The organism is Amycolatopsis sp. NPDC101161 (assembly GCF_044768185.1).
Lineage (GTDB): Bacteria > Actinomycetota > Actinomycetes > Mycobacteriales > Pseudonocardiaceae > Amycolatopsis.
This window is the reverse complement of the sequence record NZ_JBIWPI010000002.1, coordinates 1,988,564-2,014,472: the sequence shown is the minus strand read 5'-3', so window position 1 is coordinate 2,014,472 and position 25,909 is coordinate 1,988,564. Positions and strand designations below refer to the sequence as shown.

The 25,909-nt window shown below is 70.3% G+C and carries 24 protein-coding genes; 12 read left to right on the top strand and 12 right to left on the bottom strand.

What is annotated here, in order from left to right:
* Positions 1-834, top strand: coding sequence for a MaoC family dehydratase (locus ACIRSS_RS20995; protein WP_400897138.1), 834 nt, complete (start codon positions 1-3; stop codon positions 832-834).
* On the opposite strand, the gene ACIRSS_RS20990 is transcribed toward ACIRSS_RS20995, so the two are convergent.
* Positions 826-1,482 carry a TetR/AcrR family transcriptional regulator gene (locus ACIRSS_RS20990; protein WP_400897136.1) on the bottom strand — a complete coding sequence of 219 codons (657 nt, stop codon included), beginning with the start codon at positions 1,480-1,482 and terminating at the stop codon, positions 826-828. The two genes, ACIRSS_RS20995 and ACIRSS_RS20990, sit on opposite strands and share 9 nt — an antisense overlap.
* 126 nt (positions 1,483-1,608) lie before the next feature.
* Here ACIRSS_RS20990 and ACIRSS_RS20985 point away from each other — a divergent pair, with 126 nt between their 5' ends.
* Together ACIRSS_RS20985 and ACIRSS_RS20980 are read left to right on the top strand one after the other, a co-directional pair.
* On the top strand, positions 1,609-2,271 hold the full coding sequence (locus tag ACIRSS_RS20985) for an SCP2 sterol-binding domain-containing protein (protein WP_400897134.1): 663 nt from the start codon (positions 1,609-1,611) through the stop codon (positions 2,269-2,271).
* A gap of 9 nt (positions 2,272-2,280) precedes the next feature.
* Positions 2,281-2,892, top strand: coding sequence for an SCP2 sterol-binding domain-containing protein (locus tag ACIRSS_RS20980; RefSeq protein ID WP_400897132.1), 612 nt, complete (start codon positions 2,281-2,283; stop codon positions 2,890-2,892).
* 90 nt (positions 2,893-2,982) lie between these two features.
* Here ACIRSS_RS20980 and ACIRSS_RS20975 read toward each other — a convergent pair whose 3' ends face one another.
* Positions 2,983-3,450, bottom strand: coding sequence for an FxsA family protein (locus ACIRSS_RS20975; RefSeq protein WP_400897130.1), 468 nt, complete (start codon positions 3,448-3,450; stop codon positions 2,983-2,985).
* Between the two features lie 68 nt (positions 3,451-3,518).
* On the opposite strand from ACIRSS_RS20975, the gene ACIRSS_RS20970 reads away from it, so the two are divergent.
* Complete coding sequence (locus tag ACIRSS_RS20970; RefSeq protein WP_400897128.1) at positions 3,519-4,694, top strand: hypothetical protein; 1,176 nt, start codon at positions 3,519-3,521, stop codon at positions 4,692-4,694.
* On the opposite strand, the gene ACIRSS_RS20965 is transcribed toward ACIRSS_RS20970, so the two are convergent.
* From ACIRSS_RS20965 to pdhA, 5 genes are all read right to left on the bottom strand, one after another.
* The gene (locus ACIRSS_RS20965) at positions 4,691-6,637 is read right to left on the bottom strand and encodes an ABC transporter ATP-binding protein (RefSeq protein ID WP_400897127.1); all 1,947 of its coding nucleotides are present in this window, start codon (positions 6,635-6,637) and stop codon (positions 4,691-4,693) included. The two genes, ACIRSS_RS20970 and ACIRSS_RS20965, sit on opposite strands and share 4 nt — an antisense overlap.
* Before the next feature lie 20 nt (positions 6,638-6,657).
* Positions 6,658-7,242 (bottom strand): TetR/AcrR family transcriptional regulator, encoded by a 585-nt coding sequence (locus ACIRSS_RS20960; protein ID WP_400897596.1) that lies wholly within the window; start codon positions 7,240-7,242, stop codon positions 6,658-6,660.
* A 123-nt stretch (positions 7,243-7,365) separates the two neighbouring features.
* The gene (locus ACIRSS_RS20955; protein ID WP_400897125.1) at positions 7,366-8,703 is read right to left on the bottom strand and encodes a dihydrolipoamide acetyltransferase family protein; all 1,338 of its coding nucleotides are present in this window, start codon (positions 8,701-8,703) and stop codon (positions 7,366-7,368) included.
* Positions 8,704-8,719: 16 nt separating this feature from the next.
* Positions 8,720-9,712, bottom strand: coding sequence for an alpha-ketoacid dehydrogenase subunit beta (locus tag ACIRSS_RS20950; RefSeq protein ID WP_400897123.1), 993 nt, complete (start codon positions 9,710-9,712; stop codon positions 8,720-8,722).
* Positions 9,712-10,917 (bottom strand): pyruvate dehydrogenase (acetyl-transferring) E1 component subunit alpha, encoded by a 1,206-nt coding sequence (gene pdhA, locus ACIRSS_RS20945; protein WP_400897121.1) that lies wholly within the window; start codon positions 10,915-10,917, stop codon positions 9,712-9,714. The genes ACIRSS_RS20950 and pdhA overlap by 1 nt, the downstream gene beginning before the upstream one ends.
* Before the next feature lie 370 nt (positions 10,918-11,287).
* On the opposite strand from pdhA, the gene ACIRSS_RS20940 reads away from it, so the two are divergent.
* Positions 11,288-12,709, top strand: a complete 1,422-nt coding sequence (locus ACIRSS_RS20940; protein ID WP_400897119.1) for a M20/M25/M40 family metallo-hydrolase — start codon at positions 11,288-11,290, stop codon at positions 12,707-12,709.
* Here the strand turns inward: ACIRSS_RS20940 and ACIRSS_RS20935 are convergent.
* Positions 12,706-13,266: a TetR/AcrR family transcriptional regulator gene (locus ACIRSS_RS20935; RefSeq protein WP_400897117.1), complete on the bottom strand. Its 561-nt coding sequence runs from the start codon at positions 13,264-13,266 to the stop codon at positions 12,706-12,708. The two genes, ACIRSS_RS20940 and ACIRSS_RS20935, sit on opposite strands and share 4 nt — an antisense overlap.
* Before the next feature lie 84 nt (positions 13,267-13,350).
* On the opposite strand from ACIRSS_RS20935, the gene ACIRSS_RS20930 reads away from it, so the two are divergent.
* The gene (locus ACIRSS_RS20930; protein WP_400897115.1) at positions 13,351-14,355 is read left to right on the top strand and encodes a hypothetical protein; all 1,005 of its coding nucleotides are present in this window, start codon (positions 13,351-13,353) and stop codon (positions 14,353-14,355) included.
* On the opposite strand, the gene ACIRSS_RS20925 is transcribed toward ACIRSS_RS20930, so the two are convergent.
* From ACIRSS_RS20925 to ACIRSS_RS20915, 3 genes are read right to left on the bottom strand one after another with little or no spacing between them, the layout of a single operon-like run.
* Complete coding sequence (locus ACIRSS_RS20925; RefSeq protein ID WP_400897113.1) at positions 14,352-15,194, bottom strand: transglutaminase domain-containing protein; 843 nt, start codon at positions 15,192-15,194, stop codon at positions 14,352-14,354. The two genes, ACIRSS_RS20930 and ACIRSS_RS20925, sit on opposite strands and share 4 nt — an antisense overlap.
* Positions 15,191-16,138 (bottom strand): alpha-E domain-containing protein, encoded by a 948-nt coding sequence (locus tag ACIRSS_RS20920; RefSeq protein ID WP_400897111.1) that lies wholly within the window; start codon positions 16,136-16,138, stop codon positions 15,191-15,193. Before ACIRSS_RS20920 ends, ACIRSS_RS20925 begins: the two co-directional genes overlap by 4 nt.
* A gap of 10 nt (positions 16,139-16,148) precedes the next feature.
* Complete coding sequence (locus ACIRSS_RS20915; protein ID WP_400897594.1) at positions 16,149-17,804, bottom strand: circularly permuted type 2 ATP-grasp protein; 1,656 nt, start codon at positions 17,802-17,804, stop codon at positions 16,149-16,151.
* 148 nt (positions 17,805-17,952) lie between these two features.
* Between ACIRSS_RS20915 and ACIRSS_RS20910 the strand changes: the two genes are divergently transcribed.
* The 4 genes from ACIRSS_RS20910 to ACIRSS_RS20895 all read left to right on the top strand — a co-directional run bounded on the left by ACIRSS_RS20910 (position 17,953) and on the right by ACIRSS_RS20895 (position 22,806).
* Complete coding sequence (locus ACIRSS_RS20910) at positions 17,953-18,777, top strand: transporter substrate-binding domain-containing protein (protein ID WP_400897109.1); 825 nt, start codon at positions 17,953-17,955, stop codon at positions 18,775-18,777.
* Between the two features lie 93 nt (positions 18,778-18,870).
* The gene (locus ACIRSS_RS20905) at positions 18,871-19,674 is read left to right on the top strand and encodes an amino acid ABC transporter permease (protein ID WP_400897107.1); all 804 of its coding nucleotides are present in this window, start codon (positions 18,871-18,873) and stop codon (positions 19,672-19,674) included.
* Positions 19,671-20,429, top strand: a complete 759-nt coding sequence (locus ACIRSS_RS20900; RefSeq protein ID WP_400897105.1) for an amino acid ABC transporter ATP-binding protein — start codon at positions 19,671-19,673, stop codon at positions 20,427-20,429. The genes ACIRSS_RS20905 and ACIRSS_RS20900 overlap by 4 nt, the downstream gene beginning before the upstream one ends.
* A 61-nt stretch (positions 20,430-20,490) precedes the next feature.
* Positions 20,491-22,806, top strand: coding sequence for an oxidoreductase (locus tag ACIRSS_RS20895; protein ID WP_400897103.1), 2,316 nt, complete (start codon positions 20,491-20,493; stop codon positions 22,804-22,806).
* A gap of 47 nt (positions 22,807-22,853) precedes the next feature.
* Here ACIRSS_RS20895 and ACIRSS_RS20890 read toward each other — a convergent pair whose 3' ends face one another.
* Positions 22,854-23,429 (bottom strand): hypothetical protein, encoded by a 576-nt coding sequence (locus ACIRSS_RS20890; protein ID WP_400897101.1) that lies wholly within the window; start codon positions 23,427-23,429, stop codon positions 22,854-22,856.
* Between the two features lie 165 nt (positions 23,430-23,594).
* On the opposite strand from ACIRSS_RS20890, the gene ACIRSS_RS20885 reads away from it, so the two are divergent.
* Together ACIRSS_RS20885 and ACIRSS_RS20880 are read left to right on the top strand one after the other, a co-directional pair.
* Positions 23,595-25,409, top strand: coding sequence for an NHL domain-containing thioredoxin family protein (locus tag ACIRSS_RS20885; protein ID WP_400897592.1), 1,815 nt, complete (start codon positions 23,595-23,597; stop codon positions 25,407-25,409).
* 1 nt (position 25,410) lies between these two features.
* Positions 25,411-25,743 carry a GroES family chaperonin gene (locus ACIRSS_RS20880; RefSeq protein WP_400897099.1) on the top strand — a complete coding sequence of 111 codons (333 nt, stop codon included), beginning with the start codon at positions 25,411-25,413 and terminating at the stop codon, positions 25,741-25,743.
* Positions 25,744-25,909: the final 166 nt, after the last annotated feature.

Below are 25,909 nucleotides of genomic sequence, written 5' to 3'. Positions count from 1 at the left end.
GTGGTGATCCGCGAACTCGACAGCACGCCGAGCCTGGCGACGCTGTACCCGAAGGCACTGCTCGGTTTTCGCAAAACGGGCTCGTCGCTGCCCGACACCGAGCTGGTGCGCACGGGTGTCGTCGTCGACCCGGCGCACCTCGCCGCGTACAACACGGTCTGCGGGTTCCGGCTGAGCGACGAGCTGCCGGCGACGTACCCGCACATGCTGGCGTTCCCGCTGCAGATGGCGCTGATGACCGAGCCGGGGTTCCCGTTCCCGCTGCTCGGCATGGTGCACGTGGCGAACCGGATCACCCAGCACCGCGCGCTGCGGCTGGGTGAAGCGTTGACGATCCGGGTGCGCGCGGAGAACCTGCGCCCGCACGAGAAGGGCCGTCAGTTCGACGTCGTCAGCGAGGCTTGGGCCGGGGACGACCTGGTGTGGGTCGACGTCAGCACGTACCTGCGCCGCGGTTCTTCTTCTGGCTCGTCGGGGCGTCGCGAGCAGCTGGCCCCGCCGACACCGGATGCGCTCTGGCGCGTCCCGGGCGACATCGGCCGCCGCTACGCGGAGGTCTCGGGCGACCGCAACCCGATCCACCTGCACCCGCTGACGGCCCGCCTGTTCGGCTTCCCGCGCGCGATCGCCCACGGCATGTGGACGAAGGCCCACGCACTGGCCGCGTTCGAAGGACGGCTGTCCGCGGCGTTCACGATCGACGTCAAGTTCAAGCAGCCGGTGCTGCTGCCGGCCAAGGCGGGTTTCACGTCGTGGGCCACCCCGGAGGGCTGGGCGTTCGAGCTGTGGAGCAAGTCGAAGCCCCACCTGGAAGGCACGATCACCTCACTCTGACGGCTTCCAGACCTCGCCCTCGATGAGGTCGTTGAAGCCCAGCCAGACGAGGTTCATCAGCCAGGACGCCAGGACGCCGTCGGAGATGTCGGGGTGGTCGAGGGCCCAGTCGGCCAGCGACTCGGCCGCCCCGACCAAGGCCGCGGACAGGCCTTCGCCGGAGAACTCGGCCTGCTCGCCGACGCCCTTGCGGGTGCCCGCCGACACGACCAGGGCCGCGACCAGCTGGATCGCGCGCGCCCGCATGTCGGTGACCTCCGCGGCGAACGCCCCGCCGACGGTGAGGGCCTGGCGGTGCAGCACCGTCCACGACTCGCGGTACTCCGCGACGAAGCGGTAGAACGACCGCAGGCCGTGCCAGAGCTGCATGTCCGGCGGCAGGTCGGGCTGGACGCCGGCCTGGATGGCCTCGAGCAGCCGCGTCGCCTCGCGGCGGATGCACGCACCGAACAGGTCCTCTTTGGACCCGAGGTAGGTGTAGATCATCGGCTTCGAGACGCCGGCGACGTCGGAGATCTCGTCCATCGAGGCCGCGTGGTAGCCGTGGCGCGAGAAAACCTGGACGGCGGCGTCCAGGATCTGCCGCTCGCGCACCGCGCGCGGCAGCCGCCTGGCCCGTTCGGGCGGACGCTGATCATCCTCTGACACGCTGGACCTCCCTGTTGCTGCCGAGAGACGGTACCGGGCGCTGCCCCGGCAGGGTGATTTCGGCACGCTTGCCCGCCTACCTACTGGCGGGTAGCCTTACGCGTGAGTAACAGCAGAGGAGTGACCATGGCCGACAACGCCGGGATGACCAGCGCCGATCAGGTCGCGGGACTCCGTGGGGCGGCGCTGCTGGACGCCCTGGAGCGGCTCGACCCGCTGAGCCCCGAGGCGCACACCCTCGACGTCAACGCCCTCGCCGACGCGGTCAACCCACGCGACCTCGGCAAGGACGACTTCCGAAGACTCTTGAACGCGCTCCTGAGGCTGGCCGCCCGCGCACCGGCGTTCGACTTGAGCAAGGTCGACCCGGCGCGTTTCGCCTCTCTGGTGGCTTCGGCGTCGCGCGCGCAGCTGGAGAGCGTCGTCGCGGAGCGCCCCCTGCGTGAGCGTGTGCTGGAGGAGATCTTCGCCCGCATGGGCGCGCACATCCGCCCGGACCGGGCCCGTGACCTGCACGCGGTGGTCCACTGGCGCCTGTCGGGCGGCATCGGCGAAGGCGGCTACGACCGCTACGAGACGGTGATTTCCCACGGCTCGTGCACGGTGAGCAGGGACATGCACTCCGCCCCGCGAGTCACGATCACCATCGCCCCGGCGGACTTCTTCCGCCTCATCACCCACCAGGCGACGCCGGCGGTGTTGTTCGTCACGGGAAGAATCAAGGTCAAGGGCGATTTGGCGTTCGCGGCGGGCCTGATCGGATACTTCGACCTCCCGCACCCCGTATAGTCCGTCGCTGTGCCCCGAAAAGCGAAGTGGCGCCTTTCCCGGCCCCGCGGAGTGCGCGCCGGCCACGCGGTCAACGCGTTCGCGGACAAGCTGGTCATCGCCAATCTGACTCCCGCGCAGTTCATCCAGGTCCTGGAAACCCTGCACATGCTGGGCTCCGCCGGCGCGGGCATCGAGCTGAGTTCGCTGTCAACGGACGTCCTGGTGGACGTGGTCCGCCGAGCGTCCCGCGACCAGCTGAAGGCGATCGCAGACCACCCAGAGCTGCGAGCGGTGTTCCTCGACGAGATTTTCCGCCGAATGTCCGAACATTTCGCCCCCGAGCGCGCGCGTCACGTGGATTTCGTGGTTTCTTGGCGCTTTTCCGAGGGAACGGGCGAGGATGGTTACGACCGTTTCCAGACGGTGATCGAGGACGGGGTGTGCGTTTCCTCAACGGACCTGTCCCGAACCCCGGACACGACGATCACGCTGTCGGTGGACGACTTCATCAGGATGGCAACGGGCAACGCAGCGGTGGCGGCGATGTTCGTAACGGGCCGGGTGAAGGTGAAGGGCGAGTACGCCCCGGCGGTGAGGTTCTCGAGCTACTTCGACATCCCCAAACCGACCACGGCCTAGCTGTTCAGGCTCAGTGACAGCAAACTGTCGGTGTCCGCCGTTAGGGTCGATGATGAGTTCATCGACTACCACCGATCAGTGCATTCGTGACTAGCCCTCGATGACCCGGCCTTCGATGACCGTCGGCTGGTCGCGGCGCGGCTCTCCCGGCGGCACGACCTCGCTGTCCACCACCATCACCGGTCCACGGCGCTGGTTGGCGAACCGGACCGCCCGCTTCTCCATCCGCCGCAACCACCACCGGCGCGCCACCGCGCGTGACGGCGGGAGCATCAACAGCAGCCCCAGGACGTCGCTCACGAAGCCCGGGACCAGGATCAACACCCCGCCGAGGGCGACCAGCATCCCGTCGGTCAGTTCCTTCTCCGCCGGTTGCCCGGCGCGGGCCGCGGACATGAACGCCCGCATCGCCTTGCCGCCCTCGCGGCGGGCCAGCCACGAGCCCAGGAACGCGCCGGCCAGGAGGAGGCCCAGCGTGCCGAGGACGCCGACGGCCGAGCCGACCGCCCAGATCGCGGCGATCTCGGCGATGACGTAGAGCAGGAACGCGACAGCCATACCGGGTCAACGAACGACCTGTCCGATTTGCTCCCGGGCCCCCGGAGCAGCGGCTAGTCTCACCCCTCGTGTCCGACTGGCTCCGCTGGCTCTTGATCGCGCTGTGCCTGGTCGCGGGCTTGCTCGTGGTCTGGCGCGGGCGTCGTCAGCGGCGGGCGTTCTTCCCCGGGCTCACCTGGACGCGGCGGAAGCGGGAACGCCGCCGGCGCGGGATGGTCGTCTCCGTTCTCGGCTGGTTGGCTGTGGCCCTGGTCGTCGCCGGTGCCACCGGCGGCGGCCTGCTCTGGTTCCTCGGCTGGCCGAGGCTGCCGGCCGCCGGCCAGTTCGACGTCGCCCAGGTGCTCGACCTGCTGAAGATCGCCCTCTCGGTCGTCGCCGGGTTCGGTGGGGTGGTGCTGCTCGCCGTCAACTACCGGAAGCAGCGCGTCGCCGAAGACGAGCACGACCTGGCCATCCAGCGGGCGGATCGCGAGGTCGTCCAGAAGTTCAACGAACGGTTCGGCAGTGCGGCCGAGCAGCTCGCGCACGACAGCCCGGCCGTCCGGCTGGCCGGGGTCTACGCCATGGCCGGTCTCGCCGACGACTGGGCCGACAAGCGTCAGGTCTGCGTCGATGTCCTGTGCGGCTACCTCCGGATCACCCGCGAAGAAGCCGGCGGCGAGGTCGAGGTGCGGGAGGCGATCCTGCGCGTGATCCGCGATCGCACCCGCCTGAGCGGGGAACTGTCCTGGTCCGCGCTCGCGTTCGACTTCACCGGCATCACCATCGAGAACGCCGATTTCGCGCGCCGCAAGTTCAGCGGCGAAGTCCTGTTCGACGGCGCTGAATTCGTCGGTGCGGAGTTCGCCGGCGAAAAGGTCGATTTCGCCGATGGGTACCTGCGGTCCTCGTCAGTCGCCTTCTTCCGCTGCCGCTTCCGGGCGCCCGTCGTCGACTTCTCGAAGCTGGACTTCACCTTCGGCCGGGTGGTGTTCGACCGGTGCGACTTCGCGGACCTCGAACTCGACCTCTCACTCGGCCTCGAGGCCCAGCCGCCCTTCGTGGTGCCGCTGCTCGCCGAGAACTGCCGGTTCGAACGGTGCCGGATCGAGCTGGGCCGGAGTGGCCACGGGGTCAAGCTCGCGGACTGCGTGCTCGACACCGTGACCATCGCCGACGCCGAGGAACATCGGCGGACGCACCCGTGGCCGGGCAACGAGCTGCGCGGTGGCACCTCGCTGCCCAGCCATTACGTGACGCCCTAGCTCGGCACCTCGTCCAGGTACGCGCGCGCCTGGAGGGTGAATAGCTCTGCATACCCCGCCTTTGCCGCCATCAGCTCCTCGTGCGTCCCGTACTCCGCCACCTTTCCGTGGTCCAGCAGGAGGATTCGCTCCGCCTGGCGCACCGTCGAGAACCGGTGCGAGATGTACAGCGTCGTCCGGCCCTCGGACAGCTCGCGCAGCCTCGAGAACAAGTCGTGCTCGGCCTGCGCGTCCAATGCCGACGTCGGCTCGTCCAGGATCAGCAGCGGCGCCTCCCGCTGGAACGCCCGGGCGAGCGCGATCTTCTGCCACTCACCGCCGGAAAGCGAAACGCCCTGGTCGAACCAGCGGCCCAACGGGCTGTCGTAACCGCTGGGCAGGCGCTCGATGCGCTCGTCCGCGCCCGCTCGGCGGGCCGAGTCCTCGATGTGCGGCCGATCTTCCAACCGCGAAAGATCGCCCAAGCCGATGTTCTCCGCCGCCGTTCCCTGGTACGTCACGTAGTCCTGGAACATCGCGCTGATCCGCGTTCGCAGCTCCACCGGGTCGTACTCGCGGATGTCGACGCCGTCCAGCAGGATCCGGCCGCCGGTCGGGTCGTACAGCCGGCAGAGCAGCTTGAACAGCGTCGACTTGCCCGCGCCGTTGCGGCCCACCACCGCCACCGTCTCGCCCGGGTGGATCTCGAAGCTGACGTTGTCCAGCGCCGGCTCCTCCGCGCCCGGGTACGCGAAGGTCACCGACTCGAACTCGATGTGACCCTCCACAGTGGACGGGAAAGGACGGGGCGTGGGAGGCGCCGTGATCTCCGGCTTCGTGTCCAGGAAGCGGTACAGCGTGTCCAGGTACAGGTTGTTCTCGTACATCCCCGAAAACGCCGTGAACAGCCCGGACACCGACGTCTGCACCGAAGTGGCCGCAGCTGTGTACAGCGCCAGGTCGCCGAGCGTGAGCCGCCCGCCGACCGCCTCCAGCGCGATGTACAGCGCGATCGCCGAGCCCGCGAACGTGCTCAGCAGCCCCCAGGACGTCGAACTGATGTTGCGGTTGATCGTCAGCTTCCGCTGCCGCTCGTACGACACGAGCCCGAGCCGGCGGAACCGGTCGACGAAGTACGGGCCGAGCCCGAACAGCTTCGTCTCCTTGGCGTACGTGTCCGTCGTGACCAAAGAGGACAGATAATCCATCCGGCGCTTGATCGGCGACATCAGGAACGTCAGCCAGAACGCGCGCGAGCCGTACTTCGACTGCGAGATGAACGCCGGGATCGGCGCCAGCAGCGCGACCAGCGCGAGCAGCGGGCTGATCGCGACGAGCAGCGCGACCATGCTGCCGAACGTGATGAGCGTCCGGACGAGCCCCAGCGCGGAGTTCATCATCGACAGCGGCCGCGTCGGCGCTTCTTGCGCGGCTTGGCGCAGCATGTCGTACGACGTCGAGCCCTCGAAGTACGCGAGGTGCAGCTCGCTGGCGTGCGCCATCACCTGGTGGCGGATGGTCAGCGTCATGCGTTCCTGCAGCAGCGACTGCGCGATCGACGTCATCGCGCTGCTGATCGCGGTCGCGGCGAGCACGCCGAACTGGAACAACGCGACGTTCACGATGTCGGCCGTCGTGCCGCGGTGCTGGATCGCCGCGACGACCGAGTCGAGCAGCAGCTTCGCGACGTACGCGGTCACGGTCGGCAGAAGGCCGGACAACAGCGTGATCAGCGCCAGGAGGATCGTCAGGATCGGGCTGGCCTGCCACGTCAGCTTGACGACCTTCGGGAGGCCGCGAACCGTCCCTGCCACGGACGTCCTCGCCCGCTTGAGCCGCGAACGCAGGTCCTTCGGCTGGTCCTCCGGCTTCGGTTCGGGAATGTCGACGGGCCCGGTGAGCCCGCTCTCCGGCACCGTCGTCGCGTGCCGCCGGCGACCGCGCCGCGCCAGCATGAACTCCATGCCGCCCCCACCGCCCGGGATCACGGGGCCTCCACGGCGCCGTGCAGGAAGACGTCGACCACCTGGCGCGTGGTGGGGGCGTCGTCGATCGGCGCCATCCGGCGGCCGCCGAACAGCAGGGTCAGGAACAGGGCGGCGAGCTGCTCGGGGGTCAGCCGCAGGTGGTCCTTGTCGGGTTCGAACAGTTCGGTGATCGCGCCGCGCATGGCGGTCATGGACTCGCTGCGGCCGCCCTTCATCGTGCGGCTCTTCGCGCGCTGCTCCGGGTCGCGGTGCCGGACGCGGCCGGACGCGTGCAGGGCGCCCATCAGCGCGCCCATCCGCTCGAAGTGGGCGCCGAGCGCGTCGGCGGCCTCGACGAGCCGGTCCGCCAGGGGCTGCTCGACGGGGATCTCGGCGATCGCGTCGAGGACGTGGTCGGGGCGCAGCACCTCGGCGGTGCAGGCGTCGAACAGCTCGTCCTTGTCCTTGAACGCGCGGAAGATGGTGCCCTCACCGATGCCGGCGGCGCGGGCGATCTGGCTGGTCGTGACCGCGGTGCCGTGCTCCATGAGGAGCGGCAGCACCGCGTGCACGATCATGGCGCGCCGGTCTTCGGCGCTCATGCTCGGCGCTCTGCGCCGGGTTTCGGGTGCTGGGGTCATGCTGCCATTGTGCGGAGTGAGTGCTCACTCAGTCAAATGAGTAAAAGTGAGGGCCGCCCGAAGACGGCCCTCACCTGCGGAAACTCAGTACGTCATCGCCATGGCCGGGTCGGCCAGCAGGGCGCCGACGTCGGCCAGGAACTCCGAGCCCTGCTGGCCGTCGACCACGCGGTGGTCGAAACTCAGCGACAGCTGCAGCACCTTGCGGACCTTGATCTCGCCGTCCACCACCCACGGCTGGTCCTTGATCGCGCCGAGGCACAGGATCGCGGACTCGCCCGGGTTGATGATCGGCGTTCCGGTGTCGACGCCGAACACGCCCACGTTGGTGATCGTGATCGTGCCGTTCGCCATGTCCGCCGGCGACGTCTTGCCCTGACGAGCGACCTCCGTCAGCTCGGTCAGCGCGATCGCCAGCTCCTTCAGCGACATCGAGTCGGCGTCGCGGACCTTGGGCACGATCAGGCCGCGCGGGGTCGCCGCCGCGATGCCGAGGTGCACGTAGTCCTTGTAGACGATCTCCTGCGCCGCCTCGTCCCAGACCGCGTTAACGTCCGGGGTGCGCTTCGCCGCCAGGCACACGGCCTTCGCCGCGAACGTCAGCGGCGTCACCTTCACGCCCGCGAACTCCCGCGACTTCTTCAGCTTCTCGCGGAACTCCATCATCGGCGTGACGTCGATGGTCAGGAACTCCGTGACGTGCGGAGCGGTGTACGCGCTCTGCACCATCGCGGCCGCGGTCATCTTGCGGACGCCCTTGATCGGCACGCGCCGCTCGCGGGAGCCGCTGTCCACAACGGACTCGACGACCGGTGTCCCGTTGGCCGCCCGCTCGACGTCCTCGCGGGTGATCACGCCGCCCGACGCGGTGCCGGTCAGCGCGTGCAGGTCGACGCCGAGGTCCTTCGCCAGCTTCCGCACCGGCGGCTTCGCCAGCGGGACGTACCCGCCGCGCGGAGCAGCAGGGGCAACCGGAGCAGCCGGAGCAACCGGGGCAGCGGGAGCGGGAGCCGGAGGAGCGGCGACGGCAACGGCCGGAGCGGGTTCCGAACCCTTGCGGGCCCGCCGCTGCGTGACGACGGCCTTGGAGCCGTAGCCGACCAGCGGCTTCATCTCCTCTTCCTCGGCCGGAGCCGGGGCGGCGGGAGCAGCCGCGGCCGGAGCCGAAGCGCCACCCGGGTCGACGTCGATGGTGAGGATCGGCGTGCCGACCTCCACCGTCTGCCCCGGCTCGACGAGCAGCTCCGTGACGACCCCGGCCCACGGGATCGGCAGCTCGACGGCGGCCTTCGCGGTCTCGATCTCGACGACGATCTGGTTGACCGTCACCGTGTCGCCCGGCTTCACGTGCCAGTTCAGGATGTCGGCTTCGGTCAGCCCCTCGGCGGTGTCGGCCAGGGGGAACTGTTTGTACGTAGGCATTGCGCGGAGATCCCCCTTACCAGGCCAGCGAGCGGTCGACGGCGTGCAGCACCCGGTCCAGGTCGGGGAGGTAGTGCTCCTCGAGCTTGGCGGGCGGGTACGGCGTGTCGAACCCGGTCACCCGGAGGACGGGCGCTTCCAGCGAGTAGAAGCACTCCTGCTGGACGCGCGCGGCGATCTCCGACGTCAGCGACGACTCGGACGGCGCCTCCGAGAGCGCGATCAGGCGGCCGGTCTTGCGCACCGACTCGAACACCGGGCCGAGGTCGAGCGGCGAGAGCGTGCGCAGGTCGATGACCTCGAGCGACTTGCCCTCGTCCTCCGCCGCGGCGGCCGCGTCGAGCGCGACCTTCACCGACGGGCCGTACGCGACGACCGTCGCCGTCGTGCCTTCGCGCACGACCTGCGAGGAGAACATCTTCTGCGGCGTGCCCGCGACGTCGATCTCCGCGCGCAGCGCACCCGAGTGGTACAGGCGCTTGGGCTCGAAGAACAGGATCGGGTCGTCCGACTTGATCGCTTCCTGGATGCCCCAGTAGGCGTCGACGGCGTTCGAAATGGACACGACCTTGAGGCCCGGGATGTGCGCGAACAGCGACTCCGGCGACTCCGAGTGGTGCTCGACCGCGCCGATCCCGCCGCCGAACGGCACCCGGATCACGACGGGCATCTTGACCTTGCCCTGCGTCCGGTAGTGCAGCTTCGCCAGCTGCGAGGAGATCTGGTCGAAGCCCGGGAAGATGAAGCCCTCGAACTGGATCTCGCAGACCGGCCGGAAGCCGCGCACGGCCAGGCCGACCGCGGTGCCGATGATGCCGGACTCCGCGAGCGGCGTGTCCAGCACGCGCTGCTCGCCGAAGTCCTTCTGCAGGCCGTCGGTGATCCGGAAGACGCCGCCGAGCTTGCCGACGTCCTCGCCCATGATCAGGACCTTGGGGTCTTCTTCCATCGCGCGGCGCAGGCCGAGGTTGAGCGCCTTGCCGATGGTGAGTTTCTGGAGGTCGGTCATCAGTGCTCACCCGCCGATACGAAGCCGTCGAGGTAGGACAGGAACTCTTCGCGCTGCGCGTCCAGCACCGGGTTGCCCTCGGCGTAGACGTTGCTGAAGATCCGCTCCGGCGGGGGCTCCGGCATGTTGAACGTGTACTCGCGCAGGTCGGCGGCGAAGGCGTCCGCGTCGGCCTGGACGCTGTCGAAGTAGGCCTGGTCGGCGTAGCCACCGCGGGCCAGGAACGCCCGGACGCGCTCGATCGGGTCCTTGAGCTTCCACTCCTCCAGCTCGTCGGAGAGGCGGTAGCGGGTCGGGTCGTCGGTCGTCGTGTGCGCGTCCATCCGGTAGGTGAACGCCTCGATCAGGACGGGTCCGTTGCCGTGGCGGCACTCGTCGAGCGCCCAGCGGGACACCGCCAGGCAGGCCAGGACGTCGTTGCCGTCGACGCGGATGCCGGGGAAGCCGTAGCCGCGGGCGCGCTGGTACAGCGGCAGGCGCGACTGGCGCTCGGTCGGCTCGGAGATCGCCCACTGGTTGTTCTGGCAGAAGAACACCAGCGGCGCGTCGTAGACGGCGGCCCAGACGAATCCTTCGTGGACATCACCCTGCGAAGTGGCGCCGTCGCCGAAGTAGCAGATGGTCGCTTCGCCGTCGTCGTCCCCGACCTTGCCCTCGAACTTCTGGCCCATCGCGTAGCCGGCGGCGTTGAGCACCTGGTTGCCGATCACGATGGTGTACGGGTGGAACCCGGTGCCCTGGTAGTCCCAGCCACTGTGGTCGGTGCACCGGAAGATGCCCAGCAGGTCCTTCATGTCGACCCCGCGCGCGTACGCGACGCCGTGCTCGCGGTAGCTGGGGAACGCCATGTCGTTCTTCTTCAGCGCCCGGCCGGAGCCGATCTGCGCGGCTTCCTGCCCGAGCAGCGGGACCCAGATGCCGAGCTGGCCCTGGCGCTGCATGGCGTTGGCTTCGCGGTCGGCGCGGCGCACCAGCACCATGTCGCGGTAGAGGCCGCGCAGCGCTTCGGCGTCGATGTCCTCGACGTACTTGTCGAACTGGGGCGAGGGGACCCGTTCGCCTTCGGGGGTGAGCAGCTGAGTCAGCTCAGCGCCACCTTCGCTGGTTGCCCGCAATCCGGCGATCACCTGCTCGGGGGATGGCTGGGCCGCTACGGCGGCCGGCCCGTCTCCTGGCTCCGGGTGCGTCCACTGTTCGGACGGCATGCGCAGTACTCCTCGGTGTCGGTGCCTCTGGCGGCCGCTTGTGGCGACCACAGCGACTGCACCGGCGGGGACCAGCGCATCGGGTCCGAAGCGCTCGGTCACCGTCGGCGTTGACGGTTCTCGCCGCCATCCTGGCACGAAGGTCGTGGTTTTGGTCAGTGACGGATGCTGATTTGTTGCTGAGAAAGGGGCTCTGAACAGGGAAAACGCTTGGAAGCCCGAGCATCGGACCTACGAGAGTAGGGAATCGACTCGCGCGCTCACCAGGCGTGGCCGCGTCACCACGCGCACCGGACGCGCCGCGTTCACCCACTCCGGGGACGACCTTGTGACGTGCCGCACTGTCGGAGCCCCGTGGCACGATGGCGGCGTGGAGCAGAAATCCGTTCGTGAATCCGTCGTGACGTCGTGGACCGACGACGTCATCCCGAGCCTGTCCGGGCTGGTGGCCATCCCCGCCCTGTCCCCGGCCTTCGACGCCGACTGGGCGAACACCGGGCACCTGGCCGCCGCCGTCGACCACGTCCGCGAGTGGATCGCCGCGCGCGACCTGCCGGGCGCGACCCTCGACGTCGTCCAGCTCGAAGGCCGCACGCCCCTGCTGCTCGTCGACGTCCCGGCGACCCCGGGCGCGGCGGGCAAGGGCACCGTCCTGATGTACGGCCACCTCGACAAGCAGCCGCCCGTCGGTGGCTGGTCCGAGGGCCTCGGCCCGTGGACGCCGGTGATCCGCGACGGCCGGCTGTACGGCCGCGGGTCCGTCGACGACGGCTACTCCGGCTACGCGGCGACGTCGGCGATCCAGGCCGTGCACGCGGCCGGCGGCGAGCACGCCCGCATCGTCGTGCTGCTGGAGACCGGCGAGGAGTCGGGCAGCCCCGACCTCCCCGCGTACGTCGAGCACCTGGCCGACCGGATCGGCGAGGTCTCGCTGGTGGTCTGCCTGGACGCCGGCGGCAGCGACTACGAGCGGTTGTGGCTGGTCACGAGCCTGCGCGGGATGCTGCACCTGGACGTCACCGTGCAGCTGCTGGGCTCGGCGCAGCACTCCGGCGTCGCTTCCGGCGTCGTCGCCAGCTCGTTCCGCGTGCTGCGGAAGCTGCTCGAACGGCTCGAAGACAGCACCACCGGTGAGCTGCTGCTCGACGAGCTGAAGGTGGACGTCCCGGCGAACCGGCTGGCCGAGCTGAAGGCCGTCTCGCAGAACTTCCCCGACGCGCTCAAGACGGCGTTCCCGCTGGTCGAAGGCGGCCGTGTGATCACCGAAGACGCGCTGGAGCTGGCCCTCAACAACACCTGGCGGCCGACGCTCTCGGTGATCGGCGCCGACGGCTTCCCGAAGCCCGCCGACGCCGGCAACGTCCTGCGCGAGAGCACCACGCTGACCCTGAGCTTCCGGCTCCCGCCGACGGCCGACGCCGAGAAGGGCCTCGAAGCCGTCAAGAAGGCCCTGACCACCGACGTCCCGTACGGCGCGAAGGTCACCTTCGGCCACAACCCGCAGGCGGAGGACGGCTGGAACGCGCCGACCGAGGCGCCGTGGCTGACGAATGCCCTGCGCACGGTCAGCGACGAGGTCTTCGGGCAGCCGCACCGGGCGGCCGGCATGGGCGGGTCGATCCCGTTCATGGGCCTGCTCTCGCGCAAGTACCCGGAGGCGCAGTTCCTGGTCACCGGCGCGTGCGGGTCCGACTCGAACATCCACGTGCCGGACGAGTGGCTGCACCTGGACTACGCGCAGCGGGTCACCGAGGCCGTCGCGCACATCCTGGACGCGCACGCCCGCGGCTAGCGGCAGGCATCGCGCAAGGTCGCGGCGGCCGTCTCCAGGCACGCCGGGAACTCCTGGTCGCCGCCCGAGTCGATCCAGCGGTCGAAGGCGTCGCCGAGGATGATCGCCGCGACCTCCGCCGCCGGTTTCGCCAGCTCGGGCGATGTTCCGCGCCGCTGCAGGGCGTCCCGGATCGCGGCCGTGATCGCCGCGCCCTTGCTCCGCTCGCGTTCGCGGAGCTCGGCGCTCGAAGCGATCACGGCCCGGCGTTCCGGCGACGGGTCGACGAGCCGCGTGACCTGCGTGCCCACCTCGACCAGCGCGCCGAGGGCCGTGCGAAGCGGCGACTCCGCCTCTTCGGCGGCGAGGACGGCTTCGGCGACCGCGGGCGGTAGCTGCTCCGCGCCGGCGAAGAGGACTTCGCGCTTGTCGGGGAAGTAGCGGAAGTACGAGCGGCGGGTGATCCCGGCGCGCTCGGCGATCTGCGTCACGGTCACGGCGTCGTAGCCGTGCTCGGCGAACAGCTCGAGCGCGGCTTTCCGCAGCCGGTCCGCGGTCCCGGGATCCCATCTGGCCACGCCTTCAGCCTACAAGTGACGTCTCACTGTGTCGTCACGTGCTAGCCTCAGTGATGACACACTGAGACGTCACTGGAGGTCGACATGGAGATCTGGGTACTCGGGGCGCTGGGCCGGACCGGCCGGGGCATCACCGCCGAGCTCGAGCGGCGGGGCGTGCCGGTCGTGCTGGTCGGGCGCGACCGGGAACGGCTGGAGACGAGCGGCTCGAAGTACGTCGTCGCCGACGGCGTCGAGGCCATCGCGGCGGAGATCCGGCGGCAGCGGCCGGCGGTCGTCGTGAACACGATCGGCGAGTACGCCGCCACGGCCGCGACGATCGCGCGGGCGTGCCTGCCCGGCGGGCACTACGTCGACCTGGCCGCGGACCTCGCCGCCGTCTCGCGGCTTCTTGACCTGCACGAGGAGGCCTTGGCCGGTGGCAGCACCTTCGTGACCGGCGCCGGCTTCGGCGTCCTGGCCACGGAAGCCGTCGTGGCGAAGCTGTGCGAGGGACGTGACACGCCGAGCCGCGTGCAGGTCGACGCGCTGGCGTCCGTCGCCGTCGAAGCGGGTGCCGTGGGGGTCGCGCTGGCCGCCAGCATCGTCGACGCCCTCACCACGGCCAAGCCCGGCGCGGCCCCGAGAACCATCGCCCTGCCGGACGGCGAGTCGGTGCGGGCGGCGGGCATCCCCTCGGGCGAGCTGATCGCCGCCCAGCGCGCGAGCGGCGCGCCGGACGTCACGGTCGTCTCCGCGATCGCGCCGGCCGCTCCGGTGGTCCGGGCGCTATTGCCCCTGCTCGCCCGGGTGGTGGCGATCCCGGTCGTGCGCCGGTTCGCGGTCCGGCGGCTGGCGCGCGTGACGACGAAGGCGGCGCCGCGTCCCCGCACGCACTCGTGGGGCCACGCCGTCGTCACCTGGCCCGACGGCACCACGCGCGACGGCTGGCTCCGCGCCGGCGAGGGCATGGACTTCACCAACGCGGTCGTGGCCGAGGTCGCGGCGCGCCTGGCCCGCGGCGAAGGCAAGCCCGGCGCGCACACGCCGGCGTCCGCCCTCGGCGCGGACGTGGCCGAAGCGGCGGGCGGAACCTTCGTGGGCGTCTAGGCGAGCCGGGTCAGGTGGACCGAGACGTCCAAAGTGGACTGACCGCCGCCGGTGAAGATGCCCTTCAACGGCGCCACGTCCGCGTAGTCCCGGCCCATCGCCACCCACACGTGCCGGGGGCCGACCGGGATCGCGTTCGTCGGGTCGTACGCCCACCAGCCGCCGGTCCAGACGTCGACCCAGGCGTGCGACTCGCCCTCGACCACCTCGCCGAGCTTGGCGTCCGGCTTCGTGTGGAGGTAGCCCGAGACGTACCGCGCCGGGACGCCGATCGCCCGCAGCATCACCAGCGTGACGTGCGCGAAGTCCTGGCAGACGCCTTCCCGCGCCTGCCAGGCGTCCGTCGCCGTCGAGTGGACGCCGGTCGTGCCCGGCTGGTACTTGAGCTGCTTGTTCACCCACTCGCACACCGCCAGGACCGCGTCCGCCGGGTCGAGGCCGGTCCGCAGCTCGCGGGCCTCGCGCGCCAGCGTGGCGTCGCGCGGGGTGTAGTCGGTCGGCGTCAGGTACTCCGTGCGGTGGTCGACGACGGTCTCGGACCGCAGGTCCTTCCAGGTCGCGGTGCGGATCGGCTCGGCCTCGTCCGCCGTCTCGACCACCGACGTCGCCAGCACCGTGAACTCGGTGTGCGGCGCGTGGAGGTCGAACGACGTCACGACCGTGCCCCAGTAGTCGGTGTACCGGTAGGCGCGGGTCGCCGGGGTCGTCTCGATGCGCGTCGCGACGGTCGTCTGGCGGCGGTCCGAGCGCGGGGTCAGCCGCGCCTCGTTGTAGGACTGCGTCGCCGGCGTCGCGTACCGGTACCCCGTCCGGTGCGCCACCCGCAGCTGCCACGTCACAGCGAAACCTCCGCGCCGCTCCACGCCACCCACGGGGACGTGCTGAAGTACTGCAAGGACACCGCTTCCCCGATCTCCTTGATCGACGTCTGCAACGCCGCGAGCCGCCGCGGCAGGTCGGTGAGCAGCTCCGACGGGCGGAGGAACTCCAGCTCGCTGCGGGCCCGGCCGAGCTCGCGCAGGGCCTCGGACTTCTCGTTGGTGCGCGCGCCGCCACCCGGGTCGAGCCGCTGCAGGCACTCCTCGGCCTGGCGCAGCGCGTGGAACACCGAGCGCGGGAACAGCGTGTCGCGCAACAGGAACTGCACGACGCGGCCGGCGTCCAGCGCGCCGCGGTAGGTGCGCAGGTAGGTGTCCTGCGCGCCGGCCGAGCGCAGCACGGTGATCCAGCCCGGGGAGGACGCGCGGTCCGCGACCCGGGACAGCAGCAGCCGCACCACCATGTCGGCGCGTTCGATCGAGCGGCCCAGCACCATGAACAGCCAGCCGTCGTCCCGGCTCATCGTCGAGTCGGCCAGCCCGGCGAACATCGCCGCGCGCTCCTCGACGAACGACAGGAACGCGTGCGGCCCGGCGCGCCGGGCGTAGCGCTGCCGGTCGGGCACCGCGTTCCACGTCGCGTTCAGGCATTCCCACAACTCGGTCGAGACGACCTCGCGGGCGCCGCGGGTGTTCTCGCGCGCCGAGTTGATCGAGCCGACGATCGACGCGGGGTTGTCCTTCCCGTACGCCACCAGCTCGGTCAGCTTCCACACGTCCAGGGACTCCGCGCCCGCCGGGTCGATGCCCAGGACCGCCAGGAGCTGGCGGCTCGCGTGGTCCGGGTCGACGGTCGCGTCCTCCAGCAGCTGGTGGACCGAGACGTTGAGGATCCGGGAGGTGTCGTCGGCGCGTTCGACGTACCGGCCGATCCAGTACAGCGACTCCGCGTTGCGTGCCAGCATCCGAACCTCCCTAGCTCTGCTGTTGCTGTTGCTGCTGGGACGACGTCAGCTCGGGTCCCTGCTCGGCGACCAGCCCGTCCACAGTGGGCATCGCGCCGAGCGCGGGCTGTTCCAGCTCCCGTTCGACACTGGACGCGCGCGAAGCCAGCACCCACGTGTCCTTCGAGCCGCCGCCCTGCGAGGAGTTGACGACCAGGCTGCCCTCCGGCAGCGCCACCCGCGTCAGGCCGCCGGGCAGGACGAAGATGTCCTTGCCGTCGTTGACCGCGAACGGCCGCAGGTCGACGTGCCGCGGCGCGAGCCGGTCGTCCACCTTGGCCGGCACGGTCGAGAGCTGGACCACCGGCTGCGCGATCCAGCCGCGCCGGTTCGCGCGCACCTTCCGCCGCAGCGTCGCCAGTTCCGCCGGGGTCGCCTCCGGGCCGAAGACGATCCCGTAGCCGCCCGACCCCTCGACCGGCTTGACGACCAGCTCGTCCAGGTGGGCCATGACGTGGTCGAACTCGTCCGGCAGCCAGCACCGGAACGTGTCCACGTTGGGCAGCAGCGGCTTCTCGTTCAGGTAGTACCGCACCATCTCGGGCACGTAGGTGTAGACGAGCTTGTCGTCGCCGACGCCGTTGCCGATGGCGTTCGCGACCACGACGTTGCCCGCGCGCGCCGCGTTGAGGACGCCGGCGATGCCGAGCACCGAGTCCGGCCGGTAGTGCACCGGATCGAGGAACTCGTCGTCGATGCGCCGGTAGATGACGTCGACCTGGCGCTCGCCCTCGGTCGTGCGCAGGTAGACGACGTTGTCGCGGCAGAACATGTCCCGGCCTTCGACCAGCTCGACGCCCATCAGCCGCGCGAGCAGCGAGTGCTCGAAGTAGGCCGAGTTGTAGACGCCCGGGGTCAGCACGACGACCATCGGGTCGGCCACGTTCGCCGCGGCCGCCGCCCGCAGCGCCCGCAGCAGGTGTGACGCGTAGTCACCGACCGGGCGGACCCGGTGCTGGGCGAACAGGTCCGGGAAGACCCGCGCCATCGTCCGCCGGTTCTCCATCACGTACGACACCCCGGACGGGTTGCGGAGGTTGTCCTCCAGCACCCGGAACGTGCCCTCTTCGTCGCGCACCAGGTCCACTCCGGACACGTGGAGGCGCACGCCGTTCGGCGGGTTGATGCCGAACGCCTCCCGCTGGAAGTGCTCGCACGAGGTGATCAGCCGCCGCGGCAGCACGCCGTCGCGCAGGATCTGCCGGTCGCCGTAGATGTCGGCGAGGAACGCCTCGAGCGCGCGGACGCGCTGGGCGACCCCGCGCTCGAGCTTCGTCCACTCCGCCGCCTGGATCACCCGCGGCACCAGGTCCAGCGGGAACGGCCGCTCCTGCCCGGACAGCGAGAACGTGATGCCCTGGTCGACCATCGCCCGGTCCAGCGCCTGCGACCGCGAGTTCAGGTCGTGCGCGTCGAGCGCGGCGATCGACTCGTACAGCGCGCGGTACGGGCCGCGGACCGTGCCGTCCGGGGCGAACATCTCGTCGTAGGCGCCGGCGTGCGGGCGTTCCGGGGAGAGGTACCCCTCGAACCGCGCCCCCGGCCGGGTGATCCGGCGGGTCGTCGCCCTCCTCGCGCGTCGACCGGACGGGGGCAGCCGGGGCGGGGTCGCGTTCATGAACGACATCCTCACCCACGTGCCCCTTCGTGCGCGACACTCTCGTTCAGGTGGGCGCGGTGCGAAACGTCGCCGTAACTCGACAGTGCTGTGCTTTGGTATGGATGAGTGGCAATATGCGTGCTCTCAGAACCTGAGAACTACAAGGAGTGACGACGTGGCCCGAGTACCCCAACTCAAGGCGCTCGCCCTGATCCCGGCTCTCGCCCTGGCGGCCGGTGCCCTGGCCGCGTGCGGGGGCGACAGCGGCGGCACCGCAGCCGGTGGTGTCCAGCTCATCGCCGCGGGCAAGCTCACGACCTGCACGCACCTGCCCTACCAGCCGTTCCAGGTCAAGCAGGGCGACAAGATCGTCGGCTTCGACGTCGACCTCGTGGACCTGGTCGCGAAGAAGCTCTCCGTCACGCAGAACATCGTGGACATCGCGTTCGAGAACATCGAATCGGGCGAGGCCATGAACTCCGGCCAGTGCGACCTGGCCGCGGCGGGCATGACGATCACCGACAAGCGCAAGCAGAAGTTCGACTTCTCGCAGCCCTACTTCGAGGCCACGCAGGCACTGCTGGTCAAGTCGGGCTCGCCGATCAAGGACTTCAGCAACGTCGCCGGCAAGAAGATCGGCGTCCAGTCGGCCACGACCGGCGCCGACTACGCCAAGGAGCACGCGAAGGGCGCCGAGATCGTCACGTTCGACGACCTCGCCCTCGAGGAGCAGGCGGTCAAGAACGGTACGGTCGACGCGGGCGTCAACGACAACGGCGTGCTGTACGACTTCGTGAAGACGAACCCGGACACCGCCGTCGCGACCGAGTTCAAGACGAACGAGTTCTACGGAATCGGCGTCAAGCAGGGCAACTCCGCCCTGGTCACGGCGATCAACGACACGTTGAAGGCCTCGGTGTCGGACGGCACCTACGCGCAGATCTACCAGAAGTGGTTCGGCAAGGCGCCGACCTGGCTGCCCGGTAGCCCCACCCAGTAAGACCTCCGCCTGTGGCCGGTGCTTCGGCACCGGCCACAGCGGCGTTTCCAGTGGTGTCTTGAACGCCCTTTCCGGGCCTGCTCGAGGAGTGAAATGGCACTGAGCCGACGCCAGCGACGATCGGCGTTCCGGGGTGCGCAGTACGTCCTGTTGCTCGTGATCGTCGTCGTGCTCGCCTTCCTGGCCAACTGGGGCCAGATCGGCCGGGCGTTCTTCGACCTCGACGTCGCGGCGAAGCAGTTCCCCGACGTCATCACCGTGGCGCTGAAGAACACCATCATCTTCACCGCGCTCGGCTTCGCGCTGGGCCTGGGCCTCGGCCTGGTGCTCGCCCTGATGCGGCTCTCCTCGGTGGGGCCGTACCGGTGGTTCGCACGCGGCTACATCGAGTTCTTCCGCGGCCTGCCCGCGCTGCTCATCTTCCTGGCGGTCGGCGTCGGTGTCCCGATCGCCTTCCCGGACACCCACCTGCCGCGCAACATCTCCATCATGATCGCGCTCGGCATCGTGTCGTCGGCCTACATGGCCGAGACGATCCGGGCCGGCATCCAGGCCGTCCCGCGCGGGCAGGTCGAGGCCGCCCGCTCGCTCGGCATGTCGCCGACGAGGTCGATGATCACCATCGTCATCCCGCAGGCGTTCCGGATCGTGCTGCCGCCGCTGGCGAACGAGCTGATCATGCTGACCAAGGACTCGTCGCTGGCGTTCCTGCTCGGCACGACGCCGGCGCAGCAGGAGCTCGCGCAGTTCAGCCGGCAGGCGCTGCTGGAGGCGAAGGGCCTGACCCCGATCGTCGTCGCGGGCCTCTGCTATCTGGTCATCACCATCCCGCTGTCGATCCTGCAGCAGCGGCTGGAGAAGAAATACGGGGCCGGAGTGGCCGGGGGTACCAAGTGAGCGACGTGATCGTCGAAATTACCGGCCTGCACAAGGCGTTCGGCCCGCTCGAGGTGCTCAAGGGCATCGACCTGCAGGTCGAGCGCGGCCAGGTCGTCTGCATCATCGGGCCGTCCGGCTCCGGCAAGTCCACCTTGCTGCGCTGCGTGAACCTCCTCGAAGAGCCGCAGCAGGGCAAGATCGTGGTGAACGGCAACGAGATCACCCACGAGGACGTCGACATCGACGGCGCCCGGCGCAAGATCGGCATGGTCTTCCAGGGCTTCAACCTCTTCGCGCACCTGACGGTCCTGGACAACCTGACCGTCGCGCAGCGCAAGGTCCTCAAGCGCGGCAAGGAAGAGGCCGAGCGCGTCGCGCGCGAGAACCTCGAGAAGGTCGGGCTGAGCGAGAAGGAGACCTCGCTGCCCGGCCAGCTCTCCGGCGGGCAGCAGCAGCGCGTCGCGATCGCGCGGGCGCTGTCGATGAACCCGGACGTCATGCTGTTCGACGAGCCGACGTCCGCGCTGGACCCCGAGCTGGTCGGCGACGTGCTGGCCGTCATGCGGAAGCTGGCCGAAGAGGGCATGACGATGCTGGTCGTGACGCACGAAATGCAGTTCGCCCGCGAGGTGGCCGACAGCGTGCTGTTCATGGACGGCGGCGTCGTGGTCGAGCAGGGCCCGCCGAGCCAGGTGATCGGCGATCCTCAGCACGAGCGCACGAAGTCGTTCCTGAAGCGGGTCCTCGATCCGACGCACAGCCTCGAAGACTGAAACACCTGCGAATTCCGTTCGCGTTCGCTACTTTGAAAGTGGGTGAGGGAGGGGGCAGTCCGTGACGACCGAAAACGCGCTGCCACCCCTCGACCCCTTCGCGGGCATCCCCGACCGCCGGTACGAAGTCAAGGCGTCCGACCTGCTGAAACCCGGCAACGGCGGCCTGCTGCGCTGGCGCCGGACGGCCACCAACGCGCCGATCGTCTACGTCGAGGACGCCTACATCACCGGCACGCTCGACCTGCGCGCCGCGGACCTGAAGTACCTGTTCCGGTTCGAGCGCTGCCGGTTCGAGCAGCCGCCGGACGTGCGTGAGGCGAACCTGCTGGGGCTGGTGTTCCGCAAGTGCTGGCTGCCCGGCCTCAAGGCCCGCAACATGCGCAGCCGCAACGACGTCCGGCTGATCCGCAGCGTCGTGCAGGTCGACGGCGCCGACCGCGAGATCGAGGAGACGACCGTCCAGCGCGGCGACGACCGCGAACGCGGGATGCCGAACGCCGCGGTCAACCTGACCGACGCCGTCATCGAGGGGTCGATGGTGCTGACCCGCACGGTGATCTCGCACCCCCACGGCAAGGCGATCCAGGCCGACCGGCTCGTGCTGACCGGCGCGTTGCTGGCCTACCGGATGGTCGCGAACGGCGAAGTCCGCCTCCCCGGCCTGCGGACCGGCGGTAACGTCAACTTTTCGGGCGCCACGCTGAACAACCCGGACGGCTTCGCGCTCAACGGCAACGGCCTGCACATCGGCGGCAGCCTCCTGTGCGAGGTCGACAACTACGGGCCGGCCAGCCAGCGGAAACGCTTCTCCGCCACCGGGATCATGTACCTGCCGAGCGCCACGGTGGACAGCGACATCTCGCTGCGCGAGGCCAAGCTGACGGTGTCCCAGCAGGGCCCGATCGCCGTCGACGCGTGGAAGTCCAACGACCCGTACCTCGACCCGCGGCCCGCGCTGGTGGCCGACCGGATGCGCGTCGACGGCAACGTCGAGCTGTCCGACGGCCTGCAGGCGCTCGGCACGCTGCGCATGGTCAACGCCCGGATCGGCGGCTCGCTGCGGCTGGCCGGCGCCGAGGTCAGCGTGGTGCGCGGCAAGTCCCAGCCGTACTACGACCGCGCGCTGCACCTGGACGGCACCGATATCGGCGGCGACATCGAGGCGACGAGCCTGCGCGTCCCCGCCGGTCAGCTGCGCCTGGCCGACGTCACGGTCGGCGGCAACTTCCTGGCCTGGAACTCGATGTTCCGCCATCCGGGCCGTGACGTGTTCTCGGCGCGCCGGTCCCGGATCGCGGGCAACTTCCAGCTCACGGACGCGACGATCCACGGCACGCTGCGCCTGCAGGGCGTCGAGGTCGGCGGCTCGATCAACCTGGCGGGCACGCGGTTGACCGAGCCGGGACTGCGCGCGACCAGCAGTTTTTCGCTGGACATCCGAACGGGCCGGATCGGCCGCGACCTGACGCTGCGGGACAACAACAGCCGCCCGTTCGTCGCGGAGGGTGGCGTCAACCTCGACGGCGCGCAGGTCGCCCGGCGCGTGGACCTGCGGGGTTCGGAGCTGAGGTCGCTGCCGCCGTTCAGCGTGGCCCTCGACGCGGGCGACGTCGCGGCGGACGAGTTCACGCTGACGCCGAACGTGCCCCCGGCCGGCCGCGTGGTCCTGCGCCGCGCGCACTGCGGAACGTTGACGGACAACGACGAGTTCTGGGCGGCATCGGGCGGGATCGAGCTGGAGGACTTCCGCTACGACGCCTTGGGCCGAGGAATCCCGCTCGACGACGACAAGGCCCTCGACCGCCGCATCGAGCTGCTCCGCCGAGCCATGCGCGGCTACCGCCCGGGCCCGTACGACCAGCTGGCCCACATGCTCCGCGCGGCGGGCAACGAAGAGCACGCGTCGACGGTGGCGTTGCGCAAACAGCAGTTCAGGTACGAGGCGCTGGCGCGCGGCTTCAAGTTCTTCGGCCCGGGGGTCCGGCTGTGGAGCTGGCTGCAGAGGTCGATGGTGGGCTACGGCTACCGCCCCGTGCGCGCCCTGGGCTGGCTGTTCACGCTGCTGGTGCTGGGCAGCCTGTGGTTCGGCCTGGGCACGGACGACTGCGCCGACCGGCCCGCATCGAACCCGGCACACGAGATCATCTCGAACGGCCCGCGGTGTGTGGTGAACCAGCAGGACACGGGGCTGCAGTGGAACCCGGTGATCTACACGGCGGACCTGCTGGTGCCGATCGTGGACTTCGGCAACAAGTCGCGCTGGTACATGCACGGAACGGACAACTGGGTGGCGGCCGGGTTCACGGCGTCGGGCTGGATCCTGGCGACGACCGTCGCGGCCGGTGTGAGCCGGATGCTGCGCCGGGAGAATTGATCTCTCTTCGGCTTTCTAACGTTGGTGCTAGAAAGCGCCAGAGTCCGTTAGTCGATGAAGCGGGACCAGAACTCTATGTACCTCGGGCCGTCCGGTGGGGCCGTGCTGATGCCGCCCGTCGCGAACTCGCGGTGCAGGTAATCCCGCAGGTCACAGCCGTACACGATGATGTCCGTCTGGTACACCGACAGCACCGGGTAGCCCGTCGCACCCGGGATTCCCGGCAGGTACCGGTGCCCGCAGACCGGCACCAGCTGCGGCACGTCCGCCAGGCGCCGGCGGGCTTCGCGGACCGCGTCCTCCGGGCCGACCGGGCGGGTGCCCCAGTCGGGGAGCCAGAAGCCGTTGTGCTCGACGTCGTAGAGGACGCCGTCGACCGGCCAGGCCAACCGTTTGCGCAGCTGCTCCGGGTTGCCGCAGCGCCAGTCCGGCCAGCGGTCGCCGATCGGGACGCCGGCGGACAGGAACGTGCGGTGGTCCGCGGCGAAGCGAAAACCGAAGCGGCGCTCGACGTCGTCGAGCTCGGGTCCGGTCAGCCCGGGACGCACCGGTTCCCGGAGGTTCTCCTGCAGGTGCCGTGCCTCCTCGAAGGTGAGGGCGCCGGCCGGCTGGACGGGGGTCATGTGCCGAGCCTAAGCGGCGGCTCACCCCGCCGCGCGTTCTTTTCCGCCGTCTTCACGGGGCACCCCCATGGGGTGAGTTTGTTCTCTCATCGGCTGGACTTCGGAACAGAGCGTGAACGCGTGTAGTTCACTCTTGCCGTGACTTCACCCCGACCGCAGGCCCGCGTGCGCGCCCCCGAGCTGCGCGGCGACCTCTGGCTGAACACCGGCGGCCGCCCGCTGACCCTCGCCGGGCTGCGCGGCCGCATCGTCCTGCTGGACTTCTGGACCAGCGGCTGCATCAACTGCCTCCACGTCCTCGACGAGCTGCGTCCCCTCGAGGCCGAGTTCGCGGACGTGCTCGTGACGATCGGCGTCCACTCGCCGAAGTTCCTGCACGAGGGCGAGCCCGCGTCGATCGAAGCCGCCGTCCGGCGCTACGACGTGCACCACCCCGTGGTCAACGACCCGAAGATGGAGCTGTGGTCGCAGTACGCGGTCCGCGCGTGGCCGACGCTCGCGGTCGTCGACCCCGAGGGGTACGTCGTGCACGTCGCCGCGGGCGAAGGGCACGAAGAGGCGCTTCGCCGCGTCATCGCGGAGCTCGTGACCAAGCACGAAGCGAAGGGGACGCTTCGCCGCGGCGGCAGCCCATACGTCCCGGTCGAAGAGCAGGCCAGCGAGCTGCGGTTCCCGAGCAAGGCCGTCGCGACGGCCGAGGGGCGCGTCCTCGTCGCCGACACCGGGCACCACGCGATCGTCGAGTTCGCGTCGGACGGCGAGACCGTCATCCGGCGCTTCGGCAGCGGCGAACGCGGCGGCCAGGACGGCCCGTTCGACGTCGCGACCTTCGCCGAGCCGTCGGGCATCGCGCTGCTGCCGTACGACGTCGCCGAGCGCGCCGGCTACCACGCCGTCGTCGCCGACACGGCCGGTCACCGGCTGCGCGGCCTGGACCTGATCACCGGCGAGGTGACGACGGTCGCCGGCACCGGCGCGCAGTGGCGCAGCGGGCCGGACTCGGGCAAGGGCGTCGAGGTCGACCTGACGAGCCCGTGGGACGTCGCCTGGTACGGCGCGGCCGGCGGGGTCGTCGTCGCGATGGCGGGCAACCACACGTTGAGCGTGTTCGACCCGGTCGCCGGCACCATCCGCCGCTTCGCGGGGACGACCGTCGAAGGCCTGCGAGACGGCGACGTCAGCGAAGCGTTCTTCGCGCAGACGTCGGGTCTCGCGCCGGACGGCGACAAGCTGTGGCTCGCCGACGCCGAGACGTCGGCGCTGCGCTGGATCGAGCCCGACGGCGAGTCCTTCACCGTGCACACGGCGATCGGCGTCGACCTCTTTTCGTTCGGCCACACCGACGGCCCGGCCGACCAGGCGCTGCTGCAGCACCCGCTCGGCCTGGCGGTGCTGCCCGGCGACAAGGTCGCGATCGCGGACACCTACAACGGCGCCGTACGCCGCTTCGACGTCTTCACGCGCCAAGTGACCACGATCGCCACCGGGCTTTCGGAGCCGCAGGGGCTGCTGCTGCACGAGGGCGAGCTGCTGGTCGTCGAGTCGGCGGGCAACCGCATCGGCCCGCTGGACTCGTCCTCGGCGCCGACGGTCGTCGCGGGTGACGCGCACGCCGTCCGCCGGCCACCGACCGTGCTCGCGCCGGGCGAAATCGACTTTTCGGTCGTCTTCGCGGCGCCGCCGGGCGAGAAGCTCGACGACCGCTTCGGCCCGTCGACCCGGCTGGAGATCAGCGCGTCACCGCCTTCGCTGCTGGCCGAGGGCGGCGGCACCGGCACGGATCTCAAGCGCACGATCCGGCTCGCCGACGGGGTGACCGAGGGCGTGCTGCAGGTCGTCGCGCAGGCCGCGAGCTGCGACGACGGCGGCGAGCACCCGGCGTGCCGGATCACCCGGCAGGACTGGGGCGTGCCGGTGCGCCTGGCGGCGGACGGGGCCAGCGAGCTGAGCCTGGTCATGGCGGGCGCGCCCGCCGAGTAGCATGCCAACCGTGTCTGACGGGCCGAAACTCGAGATCCAGATGCTGCACGACCGCGTCCTCGTGCGGCTGTCGCCGGAAGAGGGCGAGCGCCGCAGCAGCGGCGGCATCGTGATCCCCGCGACGGCGCAGGTCGCGCGGCGGCTCGCGTGGGGTGATGTACTGGGCGTCGGCAACAGTGTGCGGAACGTCAAGACCGGCGACCGCGTGCTCTTCAACCCGGACGACCAGCTCGAGGTCGAGATCCAGGGCGAAGGGCACCTGGTGATGCGCGAACGCGACATCCACGCGGTGGCGATGGAGCGGACCGAGCACGGCACGGGGCTCTACCTGTAGGCCGACTCCCGCAGAGGGGCAGGGGGCGTGGCAGACGACAACCAGCGCGAGCGCGCCGAGCCGGGGGGTTCGGAAGCTCTCGTCGGCGAGCCCGGGGTGGACGCCTCGCCGGGCTCGGCTGTGCTCGCTGGGGAGCTGCCCGCCGCGCCGGAAGCCGGGACCACGG